This is a genomic window from Rhodococcoides corynebacterioides, from assembly GCF_019834675.1.
GTDB classification, from domain to species: Bacteria; Actinomycetota; Actinomycetes; order Mycobacteriales; family Mycobacteriaceae; genus Rhodococcoides; species Rhodococcoides corynebacterioides_A.
In genome coordinates, this window is sequence record NZ_JABUBU010000001.1 from 820,992 (window position 1) to 834,085 (window position 13,094).

13 protein-coding genes are annotated in these 13,094 nt (G+C 72.7%); 10 read left to right on the plus strand and 3 right to left on the minus strand.

Annotation, left to right across the window (positions count from 1 at the left end):
• Positions 1–31: 31 nt before the first annotated feature.
• From HQ603_RS03810 to HQ603_RS03820, 3 genes are read left to right on the plus strand one after another with little or no spacing between them, the layout of a single operon-like run.
• Complete coding sequence (locus HQ603_RS03810; RefSeq protein ID WP_222682969.1) at positions 32–1,294, plus strand: glycosyltransferase; 1,263 nt, start codon at positions 32–34, stop codon at positions 1,292–1,294.
• Positions 1,291–2,655, plus strand: a complete 1,365-nt coding sequence (locus tag HQ603_RS03815; RefSeq protein ID WP_222682970.1) for a hypothetical protein — start codon at positions 1,291–1,293, stop codon at positions 2,653–2,655. Before HQ603_RS03810 ends, HQ603_RS03815 begins: the two co-directional genes overlap by 4 nt.
• Positions 2,642–4,075, plus strand: a complete 1,434-nt coding sequence (locus HQ603_RS03820; RefSeq protein ID WP_222682971.1) for a hypothetical protein — start codon at positions 2,642–2,644, stop codon at positions 4,073–4,075. The genes HQ603_RS03815 and HQ603_RS03820 overlap by 14 nt, the downstream gene beginning before the upstream one ends.
• Before the next feature lie 28 nt (positions 4,076–4,103).
• On the opposite strand, the gene HQ603_RS03825 is transcribed toward HQ603_RS03820, so the two are convergent.
• The gene (locus HQ603_RS03825; protein WP_222682972.1) at positions 4,104–5,774 is read right to left on the minus strand and encodes an acyl-CoA carboxylase subunit beta; all 1,671 of its coding nucleotides are present in this window, start codon (positions 5,772–5,774) and stop codon (positions 4,104–4,106) included.
• Between the two features lie 90 nt (positions 5,775–5,864).
• Here HQ603_RS03825 and HQ603_RS03830 point away from each other — a divergent pair, with 90 nt between their 5' ends.
• From HQ603_RS03830 to HQ603_RS03845, 4 genes are read left to right on the plus strand one after another with little or no spacing between them, the layout of a single operon-like run.
• Entirely contained in the window at positions 5,865–6,755 is an 891-nt protein-coding gene (locus HQ603_RS03830) for a biotin--[acetyl-CoA-carboxylase] ligase (RefSeq protein ID WP_222682973.1), read from the plus strand.
• A 1-nt stretch (position 6,756) separates the two neighbouring features.
• On the plus strand, positions 6,757–7,278 hold the full coding sequence (locus tag HQ603_RS03835; protein ID WP_222682974.1) for a PH domain-containing protein: 522 nt from the start codon (positions 6,757–6,759) through the stop codon (positions 7,276–7,278).
• A 9-nt stretch (positions 7,279–7,287) separates the two neighbouring features.
• Complete coding sequence (locus tag HQ603_RS03840) at positions 7,288–7,971, plus strand: response regulator transcription factor (RefSeq protein ID WP_222682975.1); 684 nt, start codon at positions 7,288–7,290, stop codon at positions 7,969–7,971.
• Positions 7,972–7,975: 4 nt separating this feature from the next.
• On the plus strand, positions 7,976–9,280 hold the full coding sequence (locus HQ603_RS03845) for a sensor histidine kinase (protein ID WP_222682977.1): 1,305 nt from the start codon (positions 7,976–7,978) through the stop codon (positions 9,278–9,280).
• A gap of 163 nt (positions 9,281–9,443) precedes the next feature.
• Here the strand turns inward: HQ603_RS03845 and HQ603_RS03850 are convergent, their stop codons facing one another.
• Positions 9,444–10,055 (minus strand): GtrA family protein, encoded by a 612-nt coding sequence (locus HQ603_RS03850; protein ID WP_222682979.1) that lies wholly within the window; start codon positions 10,053–10,055, stop codon positions 9,444–9,446.
• A gap of 156 nt (positions 10,056–10,211) precedes the next feature.
• Between HQ603_RS03850 and HQ603_RS03855 the strand changes: the two genes are divergently transcribed.
• The 3 genes from HQ603_RS03855 to HQ603_RS03865 are packed head-to-tail and all read left to right on the plus strand — an operon-like array spanning position 10,212 to position 12,341.
• Positions 10,212–11,423, plus strand: coding sequence for a 5-(carboxyamino)imidazole ribonucleotide synthase (locus tag HQ603_RS03855; RefSeq protein ID WP_261773367.1), 1,212 nt, complete (start codon positions 10,212–10,214; stop codon positions 11,421–11,423).
• Positions 11,416–11,931, plus strand: a complete 516-nt coding sequence (gene purE / locus HQ603_RS03860) for a 5-(carboxyamino)imidazole ribonucleotide mutase (protein WP_222682981.1) — start codon at positions 11,416–11,418, stop codon at positions 11,929–11,931. Before HQ603_RS03855 ends, purE begins: the two co-directional genes overlap by 8 nt.
• Positions 11,928–12,341: a hypothetical protein gene (locus tag HQ603_RS03865; protein WP_261773207.1), complete on the plus strand. Its 414-nt coding sequence runs from the start codon at positions 11,928–11,930 to the stop codon at positions 12,339–12,341. The genes purE and HQ603_RS03865 overlap by 4 nt, the downstream gene beginning before the upstream one ends.
• 16 nt (positions 12,342–12,357) lie before the next feature.
• Here the strand turns inward: HQ603_RS03865 and HQ603_RS03870 are convergent, their stop codons facing one another.
• Positions 12,358–13,077, minus strand: coding sequence for a TIGR03089 family protein (locus HQ603_RS03870; RefSeq protein ID WP_222682983.1), 720 nt, complete (start codon positions 13,075–13,077; stop codon positions 12,358–12,360).
• Between the last annotated feature and the right edge of the window lie 17 nt (positions 13,078–13,094).

Consider the following 13,094-nt stretch of genomic DNA (forward strand, 5'->3'; position numbering starts at 1 on the left):
GCACGCGCTGTCGAGACCGGAAGGAGAACCGATGCGTGTCGTCGTCGCCGTGAGCGGCACCAGGGGGGACGTCCAGCCGGCGGCCCATCTGGCGGCGGAACTGCACTCCCGATCCCACGACGTGGTGGCGGCATTCCCGCCCAATCTGCTCTCGCTCGCGTCCGACCACGGTGTCCCGGTCGAGCCGTTCGGGTACGACACGCGGGCGCACCTGGCCTCGGACGCGGTGCGACGGGGCGCGCACGGATCGGTGATCGACCGCGTCCGGTCCGCCGGTGAGCTGTGGAATCTCGGGTGGTCGGAGATGGTCGCGGACCTGTCCGCCGTCGTCCACCGGGAGCGTCCCGACGTCGTCGTCACCGGGATCACCACCGAGCAGGTCGCGGTCCCGCTCGCGGAGTCGGTTCGGGCGGCGGTGGTCGGTCTGCACCACGCGCCGGTCCGCACCAACGACGTCCATCTGCCCGGTTTCGGCGCGGACGGTCTGCCTGCTCCGGTGACGCGGGCGGCCTGGTCCGCCTACGAAACCGTGCTGTGGACCGCCACCCGGCGCCGGGAGAACACGCTGCGCGCCGGGCTGGGGTTGCCATCCGCGCGGCGTCCCGTGCCGTACCGACTCGCGGATGCCGGCGCCCTCGAGATCCAGGCGTACGACGCGGCGCTCTGCCCGCCGCCCGCGGGCGGCGATGGCGCCCGCCGACCTCTCGTCGGCTTTCTCGGTGGCGCGCCGCCGTCGTCGCCGCTGCCCGCGGGACTGGCGGCCTGGCTGGACCGCGGTGACCCGCCGGTGCACATCGGATTCGGCTCGATGCCGCTGCGGGCTGCGGGGCGGTCCCTGCGCCGGGTAACCGAGGCGGTGCGATCACTGGGCCTGCGCGCCCTGGTCGCGCCCGGGTGGAACGATCTCGCCGACGATGACGCGCTCGGAACGGCCCCGGACGTGCGGGTGCTCACCGGCGACGTCGACCACGCCGCGGTGTTCCCCCGCTGCTGCGTGGTCGTCCATCACGGCGGGGCCGGGACCACGGCCGCGGTCCTGCGCGCCGGACGCCCCGCCGTCGTGCGGCCGGTGTCGGCGGATCAGCCGTTCTGGGGGCGGCGGCTCGAGGACGCCGGCGCCGGCGTGATGCTCCGGGGTGACGATCCGTCCCCGGCCGCGTGGGCGGCCGCGATCGAGTCGGCCGCGGCGTGCTCGGACGAGGCGCGTCGGGTGGGGGACGCCCTCGTCGATCCGGAGGACGCGGTCGCCCGAGCGGCGGACCTCGTGGAGTCCCGACTCCCGGTCGCGCGATGAGCCGCCTCCAGGACCAGGACTTCACGTACTGGTTTCTGCGCGAGGCCTTCGGCTGGGACGTGGTGCTGCAGCTGACGTGGATGTTCGACACTGCACCGGCGACGGCCGCGGTGCAGGACTTCACCGACGCGCTGACCGCGAGTCGGCTGCACCGACGGGTGGTGCGGCCCCGCATCCCGCCGGCCCGGCCGTCCTGGGTGCGCTCGACCGCCGATCCCGTCCTGTCCGCCCGGGACGCCCCCGTGCCCGCCGACGAGCGGGACGCGTGGGCGCGCGCGCTGCTGCGGACGAGCGACCTCGACGCCGAGGCGGGTCGCTGCTGGGCCGTGCACCTCGCCCCGGACGACCACGGCGGCGCCGTCCTCTCCCTGACCTGCCTGCACCTGGCGGCCGACGGTCGCGCCCTCACCACGGCGGCGACCGATGCGGCCGCGGCGACGCGCATGCGTGCCCCCGCACCGTCGACTCTCTCGACGCGCCCGCCCGGCCCCGTCGACGACCTCGTGGACGCCGGCCTGCAGGTCGGCCGTGCCGCCCGGGGGACGGCCCGAGCCGTGCGCGCCGCGCTGACGTCGCGGACCGCCGGCACCGGGGAGACGTCCGGAGCGCGTCCCGCCGCGATGCCCGCGCGCCCGCCGAGGTCCGCACCGGCGATACGGGCCCCGCGAGCGCACCCGTCCTGGGTGGTCGTCGACACCGACACCGACCACTGGGCGGAACGCGCCGCGCGGTACGGCGGCACACCGAACTCGTTGTTCGTGGCCGTCGTCGCCGGCGCGCTCTACGCGTCCGGATACGCCGCGCCGGGCGACCCCGTAAGCATCGGGGTTCCGGTCAGTCTTCGCGGACCCGATGCCGCGGACGATCAGCGCAGCAACGCGACCGGAGGGGTGACCGTCGTCGTCGACGATCGTCCCTCCGCGGGTGGCGACCTCGGCCCCGTGCGGGCCCGGTGCCGGGCGGCGTTCACCGCCGTCGGCGCCGGTGATCGACCCGCCGCCTACCACCTGCAGTCGCTCCTGCAGGTGCTGCCGATCGCGCTGGTCACGCGCGTGGTCATGGCCGGGCCCTCCGGCATGCCGGACGCGGTGGCGTCGAACCTGGGTCGGTTCGACGGGTTGGCGCGGATGGGCGACGCGACGGCGACGTCCGTCTCGTTCCGCGGTGATGCGCGCGGTGTCCGCCCGGACCGTCCGGAGCGATTCGGTGAGGGAGTGCAGTCGTGGTTGCTCGAGACCGAGGGCCGAACGACGTTCGCCGTGGCCGGTTTCGACGAGACCTGTGTCGGAACCGTGTCCGCGTTGCGCGACGCCGTGCGGGCCGAACTGGATGCGTGGGGGGTGCGCGGTGACGTCGCGTGAGGCAGCGAAGACCACGGACACGGCGGCCGATCCGGCGGACCGGGTGGCCGGCGCCGACGAGTCCTACGACCTGGCGGAGCGGCTGTTCGGGTGGACCGCGCCGATCCAGTTCGCCTGGGTCCTGGGCGACGATCCGGGGCACGACGCGGTGGTCGACTGGGCAACGGCGTTGGCGCGCGGCGGTTTCGGTCGCCGGATCGTGCGCACCCGGGTGCCGGTCGCTCGGCACCGCTGGGTCCGGTCGGACCGACCACCGACGGTGTACGCGGAGCCGACGATCCTGAACGACGACGCCGACACCGCCGTCGGCGCCTGGCTCGACCGCCGGTTGCGGGACGTCGACCTCGATCCCGGTGCGGGACGGGGCTTCACGGTGGAGTACGCCCACACCCGTTCGGGCCGAGTGGTTCTCACGCTCCTGGTGTCCCACATGATCGCCGACGGTCACGCCGTGCACGACGCCCTCCGCGACGCGCGACGATCGGCCGAGCACCGGCTGGGGTCGGTGCGCGGTCTCCCGACGGCGTCCGAGGTGTCCGGGTGGTCGGGCGTGCGCGGTGATCTGCTCGACGCCGCGTCGCAGATTCCGGCGATCGTCCGCGCGAGCGCCGTGATCGGGCGGGCGGGGGTGCGGGCGGTGCTGGGGCGGTCGGCCACGGCGGCGCCGGTGTCGGACGCACCGTCGGGGTCCGACGTGGTGGGTGAACCCGGGGACCGCCCCGCCCCGCCGCAGCGGGACGCTGAGGCCACTCTGGCCGTCGTCGACGTTCCGAGGGCGCAGTTCGAGGCGCGCGCCGCCGCCCTGGGCGGAACTCCCAACAGCCTGTTCACGGCGGTGTTGACCGGCGTCCTGCGCGCGACGGGGCACGCGATACCGCCGGGTGGTACCCGAGTCTGCATCGCGGTGGACACCCGCTCCGACGGCGACGACCGGGCGAACGCGTCCGGCGGCGTGTGGATCCGGCTGGCGGGGCCGGTCGGACCGGAGACGGGGCTCGGGACCATCCGGCGGCTGAGCAAGGAGGCCTTCGCACGCTACGCGGCGACGGACGACGCGGTGGTCGACCATCTGCAGGCCGTCGCCCGGTTGCTGCCGGATCCCGTCCTCGGGCGCGTGATGAAGGCCGTCCCCGGACCGGACATCACCGTGTCCAATCTCGGTGCGGCCCCGGCGGAGTCGCTGGCCCCACTGGGCACCCCGGCCGAGCGGTTCGCGATCCGCGCCGTGATGCAGGGGCGTTCCGCGGCCGACCGGCGAGCGCAGGGTCCGGCGCTGGCGGCGTGGTCCGTGCAGTACGCCGACACCGTCACCGTGACGGTCTTCGGGATCCACCCCGACCTGCTGGGCGACCCCGCCGTCGTGCGATCGGTCCTGGCCGCGGAACTGACTCGGTGGGGCCTCGATCACCGGTTCTGGTGATCGTGACCCCACCGGTCGGATCGGAACGTCAGAGCGGGATGTTGCCGTGCTTCTTCGGGGGCAGGGTGACGTACTTGCGCTCGAGCAGGCGCAGCGCGGTGACGATCTGCCCGCGGGTGTGGCTCGGCGGGATCACCGCGTCGACGTAGCCGCGCTCGGCGGCGACGTACGGGTTGACCAGGGTGTCCTCGTACTCGTTCTGCAGTTCGAGGCGCAGCGCGTCGACGTCGTCGCCGTTCTTCGCGGCCTCGAGCAGGCGCTTGCGGTAGACGAAGCCGACCGCCCCGGACGCGCCCATGACGGCGATCTGGGCGGTGGGCCAGGCGAGGTTGATGTCGGCGCCCATGTGCTTGGAGCCCATGACGTCGTACGCGCCGCCGTACGCCTTGCGGGTGATGACGGTAATCTTGCCGACCGTCGCCTCGCCGTAGGCGTAGAGCAGCTTGGCGCCGCGCCGGATGATGCCGTCGAACTCCTGGCCGGTGCCGGGCAGGAAGCCGGGGACGTCGACGAGCGTGACGATCGGGATGTTGAAGCAGTCGCACGTCCGGACGAAGCGGGCGGCCTTCTCGGAGGCGTCGATGTCCAGCGTGCCGGCGAACGACGTCGGCTGGTTGGCCACGATGCCGACGCTGCGGCCGTCGACCCGTCCGAAGCCGACGATGATGTTGCGCGCGCGGCCTTCCTGGACCTCGAGGAACTCGTCGTCGTCGAGGATGCGGCGGATGACCTCGTGCATGTCGTACGGGGTGTTCGGCGAGTCCGGGATCAGCGAGTCCAGCTCGAGGTCCTCCGCGGTGAGGGAGTCCTCGATGGATCCGTCGATCGGGTCCGTCGGCGCCAGGCGCGGTGCGGCGGCCTGGTTGTTCGACGGGAGGTAGCCGAGGAGGTCGCGGACGTAGTCGAGGGCGTCCTGCTCGTCGGCGGCGACGTAGTGCGCGACACCCGACTTCTCCATGTGGGTGTGGGCGCCGCCGAGGTCCTCCATGGTGACCGTCTCGCCGGTGACCGTCTTGATGACGTCGGGTCCGGTGACGAACATCTGCGAGGTCTTGTCGACCATGACGACGAAGTCGGTCAGGGCGGGGGAGTAGACGTGACCGCCCGCCGCGGGACCCATGATGAGCGAGATCTGCGGGACGACGCCGGACATGCGCACGTTCCGGTGGAAGATCTCGCCGTACAGGCCGAGGGAGACCACGCCCTCCTGGATGCGTGCGCCGGCGCCCTCGTTGATCCCGACGAGGGGACGGCCGGTCTTGAGGGCCAGGTCCATGACCTTGACGATCTTCTCGCCGTAGATCTCGCCGAGGCTGCCGCCGAAGACGGTGGCGTCCTGGGAGAAGACGCAGACGTCGCGGCCGTCGACGGTGCCGTAGCCGGTGACGACGCCGTCGCCGAAGGGGCGGTTGTCCGCGAGGCCGAAGTTCACGCTGCGGTGGCGGGCGAGGGCGTCGAGCTCGACGAAGGAGCCCTCGTCGAGCAGGGCCTCGATGCGCTCGCGGGCGGTCAGCTTGCCCTTGGCGTGCACCTTCTCCACGGCGGCGTCGCCCATGGGGCGCTCGGCCTGAGCCCGGCGGGCGCCCAGCTCGGCGAGCTTGCCTGCGGTGGTGTGAATGTCGGGTGCCGGCGCCGCCGACCCCTCGGCATCGTCCCGAGCAACGGATTCCTGCGCCGCGGCGTCCTGCACACTCGTCATAGCCTTGCACTGTAACGACTCCCGCGACCGGGCCGTGCGCCCGGTCACGCTCCCCCGAGCAGCGTCGGCCTGTCTCTATGCTCGAACCCCATGGCGGACAACCGTGACCCCGGCCCAGCAGCGGGACCCGGGCTCTGGACCGATCTCGACCGGGCGCCGCTCGACGGCCGCGCCATCACGCGTGCGCTGGTGTCCGGCCCGCGTGCGTCGTGGGCCGAGGTGACGGTGGTGCCGCGCACCGGATCGACCAACGCCGATCTGCTCGCCGCCGCGCCGACGGCGGCGGACCGCACCGCCGTGATCGCCGACGTCCAGGACGCCGGTCGGGGCCGGCACTCGCGGTCCTTCACCGCGCCGCCTCGATCCCAGGTGACGGTGTCCGCGCTGGTCCGCCTGCCGGGCATCGCCCCCGACGTCGTCGGGTGGATGCCGTTGCTGACCGGCATCACCGTCGTCGACGTCCTGCGGTCGGTGTGCGAGGTGGACGCCGTCCTGAAGTGGCCCAACGACGTCCTGCTGACCGGCGACCGCGCGCCCGGCAAGGTCGCCGGAATCCTGGTGGAGGTCGCGGCGGGGTCGCCGGTGATGACGGTGGTCGCGGGGGTCGGCATCAACGTGACCCCGACGGCGGCGGAGCTGCCGGTCGCGACGGCGACCTCGCTGCGCGCGGCGGGCGCGGCGGTGCTCGATCGAGGAACCATCGCGAGGGCGTTCCTGCGCGCGTTCGGCTCGGCGGTGGACGACTGGCGCGACAGCGGGTGGGACACCGCCGCCCTGGCGCAGCTCTACCGCGCGCGCTGCGACACGCTGGGTCGCTCGGTGCGCGTGACCATGCCGGGCGAGGTGGTCCTCGTGGGGACGGCGACGGACGTCGACGCGCACGGCCGCATCGTCGTCGCTCCCGAGGACGGATCCGAGCCGGTCGCCGTCTCGGCGGGAGACGTCACGCACCTGCGTCCCGTCGTCGACACGGGGGAGTGACATGGCCTTCCCCCGCGACGCGATCGGGCCCGACGAGGACGTCGCCCTGCACCGTCATCCCCACTGGAAGATGCTCGTCCTGCCCGCCCTGACCGCGCTGGTGGTGACCGCGCTCGCCGGCTTCCTCGCGGGCGTCGCCGAGCGCACCACCGACGGGACCGCCCGCACGGCCGCCATCGCGGCCGTCGGCGTCGCCTGGGCCGCGATCGTCACGCTGCGGACGGTGGTTCCGGTGGTGCGGTGGCGCACGACGCACTTCGTCGTCACCGACCGGCGCGTGATCGTCCGCCAGGGAGTACTGACCCACCACGGCACCGACATCCCGCTCGCCCGGATCGCCAACGTCCAGTTCCGGCACGGTGTGGTCGACCGAATGCTGCGCACCGGCACGCTGGTCGTCGTCGCCGGGTCGGACGATCCCCTCGAGTTCGACGACGTCCCGGACGTCGAACGGGTGCATTCGCTGCTGTACCACCACGTGGTGTCGGACGATGCGGGCGGCGACCGGCGCTGGACCTCGTAGGGTGGTCCGGTGACCGACGTTCTGCTCGCCGAAGACGACGAGGCCATCGCGGCGCCGCTGTCGCGGGCCCTCGGCCGCGAGGGCTACACCGTGACCGTCGAACGGACGGGTCCGGACGCGCTCGCCCGCGCGCTCGACGGCAGCTTCGATCTGCTGATCCTCGACCTGGGCCTCCCCGGAATGGACGGCCTCGAGGTCTGCCGCCAGATCCGCGCGTCGACGTCCGATCTGGCCGTCCTGATGCTCACCGCTCGGACCGACGAGGTGGACTTCGTGGTGGGGCTCGACGCCGGCGCCGACGACTACGTGTCGAAGCCGTTCCGCCTGGCCGAGCTGATGGCGCGGGTGCGCGCCCTGCTGCGTCGGCGCGGTCCCACCGCCGAGGACACCCCGGTCGAGGTGGGCGGTCTGCGCCTCGAACCCGCCGCGCGCCGCGTCCTGCTCGACGGCACAGAGATCAGCCTGGCCAACAAGGAGTACGAGCTGCTGAAGATCCTGCTCGACCACGCCGGTCAGGTGGTCTCCCGCGAGACCATCCTGCGCGAGGTGTGGGGCGACGTGGAGCTGCGCGGATCGAAGACGCTCGACATGCACATGTCCTGGCTGCGTCGGAAGATCGGCGACGAGGGGCCCGTCGCGGAGCGGCGCATCGCGACCGTGCGGGGCGTCGGCTTCCGCATCAACACCGACTGAGCCGATGCGTCGTCGCATTCTCCAGGCCATCCTCGCGGTGGTCATCCTCACCGGCCTGCTTCTCGGCATCCCCCTGACCTACACCGCCTGGCTCTGGGTGGAGGACTTCACTCGCGGTGACATGCGGTTACGACTCGACCGGCTCGCCGCAGAGATCATCGAGCAGGAGGGCGGCGACGGTCGCGTGGACGGGACGCTGGACACCACGTCGCTGCGCCTCGCGGTCCCCACCGGCGGCCGGCTCGAGGTGGTCTATCCGACGCCCGAGAACCCGGCCACCCGCGTCGACATCGGGACGGCGTCGGTGGAGCGGCCCATCGAGGAGTCGCTGTCGATGGGCACCTCCGGATCGCTCCGGCTCGAGATCCCCTCGGCGCAGATGCGCACCTCCCAGGCACAGGCCGTCGGCGCCGTCGCGCTGGTGGTCCTGGCCTCGATCGCCGCCGGCACGATCGTCGCGGTGCTGACCGCGCGGCGTCTCGCCGATCCGCTGCAACAGGTGGCGGGGCGGGCGGCGCGGCTCGCCGAGGGGGACTTCCGCAAGGACGCCACACGGCACGGCATCCCGGAACTCGACCGCGTGTCCGACGTCCTCGACTCCGCCACCGTGGAGATCGTCGGGCGCCTGCAGCGCGAGCACGCGTTGGTCGCGGACGTCTCCCATCAACTGCGCAGTCGTCTGACCGCGGTGCGCCTGCGCCTCGACGAGCTCTCCGAGCACCCGGACCCCGAGGTGGTCACCGAAGCCAACGAGGCGATGGCACAGGTGGATCGACTCACCGACGCCATCGACGACCTGGTGCGATCGTCGCGCGACGACGGGTCCGCCGGTGCCGCGGAAGTGGCCGTGCTGCCCGAACTGCAGGTGGTGGTCGAGGACTGGCGTCGCACGTTCGACGACGCCGGACGCACCCTCACCCTCACCGGCGACGCCGCGTTGACGGCGTCGGTCACCGACACCCGGCTCCGCGAAGCGGTCTCGGTACTCATCCACAACGCCCTCGACCACGGCGGCGGGGACTGCGTGGTCACGGTGCGCGCGGTCAGCGGTCGCGAGCACCGCGAGCCGACGGTGCGGGTGGACGTCGCCGACTCCGGTGCCGGCGTGTCCGACGAGCTCGCCCCCCACATCTTCGACCGGGGATTCTCGGGCGCCGGATCGACGGGCGTGGGGCTCGCGCTCGCACGGGCGTTGGTGGAGGCCGACGGCGGTCGGCTGGAGCTGCAGCGACGGCGGCCGGCGATGTTCACGGTCTTTCTGCCCGCCCCGACGCCGCGGGTGTCCAGTCCGCCGGCGGAGCCGCGGTAGGCGGGTGAGCGGCGGACGACCGTCCGTGCGGGACACTCCTCCCGGGTGTCACCCGACTCGCGAGCGGCACCCCGGTTTCGATGCGGCGGCCCCGATCGGAAGAGCCGCTCCGGAACGCGGGCCCCGCTCGGGCCGGTCGATCGGCCCGGTGACGAGTTCGGGCTCAGCTGTGGCCCATGAACGGCGCCTGCTGGCCATCGGGGTCGAGATCGTCGTCGTTCAGCTCGGTGTCCGTGCGCGGATTGCCGTGGTGGTCGAACTCGTCGAGGGGGTTGGCGATGACGCCGCGACCGTTCTCATCGGGGAACGCGAATCGGCGCAGGGCCCAGAACCGGAACGCCATCTGCAGCAGATTGCCGATGACGTAGTTGAGGACGAAGTCGATGATCACCAGCGCGGTGAGACTGGTGGCGCCCTCGCGGATGTCGAACACGTTGTTGGCGATCCACAGCGGTGCGGCGCTGAGCAGCACCCCGATGCCGCTGATCGTGAAGAAGAGCAGGGCCTCGTGGTGACGCTCGCGCCCGCCGCGGTTCTTGAACGACCACTCCCGGTTGAGGATGTAGCTCAGGATCGTGGCCAGCACTCCGGAGAGAACCTTGGCGACCACCGGCTTGCTCTCGAGCACGGTCAGGCTCAACGAGTAGAAGATCGTCAGGTCGAACACCATGGTGGTGGCGCCGACGATGGCGAACTTGATCAGTTCCGCATGGCGCAGCGCGACATCCCGAAACGGTTGCGGAATGCTGGCAACCACACGATCCATCACAGGCACGATTGGTTAGTTTACGAACGGATCGGCGCGATCCCTAATCTCGCCACGCAGGAACGCCCACCCCGGACGGTCGCGGGACCGCCTCGTGACACGATATGGGCCGTGACGGAGAACCCGACCGAAGTCCCGCCCCGTGAGGAACCGCCCCGCGATCGCATGACCTCGATGCCGGTGGTCGCGATGATCGGTGGAGGTCAGCTGGCGCGGATGACCCACCAGGCGGCGATCGAGCTGGGGCAGACGCTGCGTGTGCTGTCCGGCAGCGCGACCGAACCGGCGGCGAGGGTCAGCGCCGACGTGGTGCTCGGGTCGCACACCGATCTGGCCGCGCTGCGCGAGGTCGCCAGAGGGGCGCACGCCCTGACCTTCGACCACGAGCACGTGCCCACCGAGCACCTCGACACCCTCGTCGCGGAGGGCGTGAACGTCCAGCCGCCGCCGACGGCCCTGGTGTTCGCCCAGGACAAGCTGAAGATGCGCGCGCGCCTGCGCGAGCTGGGGCTCCCGGTCCCGGACTTCGCGCCGGTGGCCTCGGAGGCGGACCTGGTGGAGTTCGGCGAGGCCCACGGCTGGCGAATCGTGATCAAGACGGTGCGCGGCGGATACGACGGCCGCGGCGTCTGGCTCCCCGACACCGCCGACGAGGCCACGGCCGTGGTGCGCGAGCAGCTCGCCGCGGGTGCCCCGCTGATGGTCGAGCAGCGGGTGGAGATGGTCCGCGAACTGTCCGCGATGGTCGCGCGGTCCCCGTTCGGGCAGGGCGCCACGTGGCCGGTCGTGGAGACGGTGCAGCGGAAGGGTCAGTGTGCGGTGGCCATCGCCCCCGCGCCCGGTCTGTCCGACGACGCCGCGGCGGACGCCGAGCACATCGCGCTCCGGGTGGCCTCCGAACTCGGCGTCGTCGGGGTCATGGCGGTGGAGATGTTCGAGAAGGCCGACGGCTCGGTCTCGATCAACGAACTCGCCATGCGACCGCACAACTCGGGACACTGGACGCAGGACGGCGCGCGGACCTCGCAGTTCGAGCAACACCTGCGGGCCGTCCTGGACTACCCGCTGGGCGACTGCTCGCCGACGGCTCCGGTCACGGTCATGGCGAACGTCCTCGGGGCACCGGCCGAGCCGGACCTGTCGATGGACGAGCGGCTGCACCACCTCTTCGCCCGCATGCCGGACGCGAAGGTGCACCTCTACGACAAGGGCGAGCGGCCCGATCGCAAGATCGGCCACGTGAACGTCGTCGGCGCTGCCGGTGGGTCGCCCGACGACCCGGCGTACGTCGCCGACATCAGAGAACGCGCCGAGCGCGCCGCGCACTGGCTCTCGCACGGCGTCTGGACCGACGGATGGGACCCGCACCATGGCTGACAGCACCACCACCGGCGCCCGGGTGGGCATCGTCATGGGCAGCGACTCGGACTGGCCCGTGATGGAGGCGGCCGCCGAGGCCGTCGCCGAGTTCGGCGTGCGCTTCGAGGTCGGCGTGGTGTCCGCCCACCGCACCCCGCAGCGGATGCTCGACTACGCCCGCGACGCCGCCGACCGCGGCATCGAGGTGATCGTCGCCGGAGCCGGAGGTGCGGCGCACCTGCCGGGCATGGTCGCCTCCGCGACGCCGCTGCCGGTGATCGGCGTGCCGGTGCCGCTGAAGTACCTCGACGGGATGGACTCGCTGCTGTCGATCGTGCAGATGCCCGCGGGGGTACCGGTGGCCACCGTCTCGATCGGGGGCGCCCGCAACGCCGGCCTGCTCGCGGTCCGCATCCTCGGTGCGTCCGACCCCGCCCTGCGCGGGCGGATTGCGGAGTTCCAACGCGGCCTCGAGCAGATGGTGCTCGAGAAGGACGAGGCCCTGCGGCGGTCCCTGCTCGGATGACCGCTCCGCTGCGGGTGTCGCGGACGACCGTCCGCGCGGTGTCGCGCGACAGTCGTCAGGTGGCGTTCGCTACGCGGGTCGCGCTGCTGTGGGGCGCACTGTGGGGCGGCCGGGTCGAGTGGGACCGAGAGTCGGCGCTGCTCGTCTGCCACGGCATGCGCGCCGGCTACGGCCGCGGCGGCACGTGCGTCGGTGCGGTCTTCCTGACCGGTCCCGTGACGCCGGGTCGTGCCCTCGCCGACCCGCGGCGGCGCCGCGCCCTGCTCACCCACGAGGCCGTGCACGCCGAGCAGTGGCGTCGATACGGGGTGTCGTTCGCGATCCGCTACCTCGTCGAGGAAGTGCGCCGACCGGGAGCGGCCAATCGCTTCGAGATCGAGGCCGGGCTGTCCGACGGCGGCTACCGCTGACGACCGCGCCGATCCCTCACGCCGGGAACGAGTGCGTGACCTTCTCCGTCGTTCGCCGACGGTCCTGCGCGGCGTCGTCGGCGTTGGCGACCTGCACCAGCGACGCACCGGCCGCCAGGATGGCGACGAGACCGTCGACGACGGCGTCCGCATCCGGCCACGGCGCCGTCGACAGGACCCGACTCGACGTGTCCCACGAGCGATCCGCCGCGCGGCGTCGGGCGTCGCCCAGGACGTCGGCCGCGCTCCGGCCGCCGAGGGCGGGTCCGGTGCCCGACGGCGTGAAGGCGTCACCGTGCACGCGCACCGCGGTCGCGTAGTCGGTGACCCCGATGGGCAGATGCGGCAGCGGACGGCCGAACGGGTCGAGGGAGAGCGCCGCCACTTCGCTCTCGTCGGCGTCGTCCAGACCCGCGGACGTGACCAGTGCGACGTCGGCGGCGACGGCTCCGTCGGCCGCGCCGATGACGGTGTGCGCGCCCGCCCACCAGGCGCCCAGCAGAACCGCGGCGGTCTGCCAGTGCGCCGGCAGGTCCACTCGCACGGCGTCGCCGGGAGCGACGCCCAGCTCGTCCCGCAGGAAGTTGGCCGTCTTCGCGGCCCAGTTGGCCAGCGTCAGGGCGGACAGTTCGATGCGCTCGCCGGTGGCGTCGTCGTAGTAGGTGACGCGCGGGCCGGCGGGGTCGGACTCGAGGATCGGGGTGAGAAGCAGGTCGGTCAGGGTGCGATCGGTCACGGCGTCGCCTCTCGGTT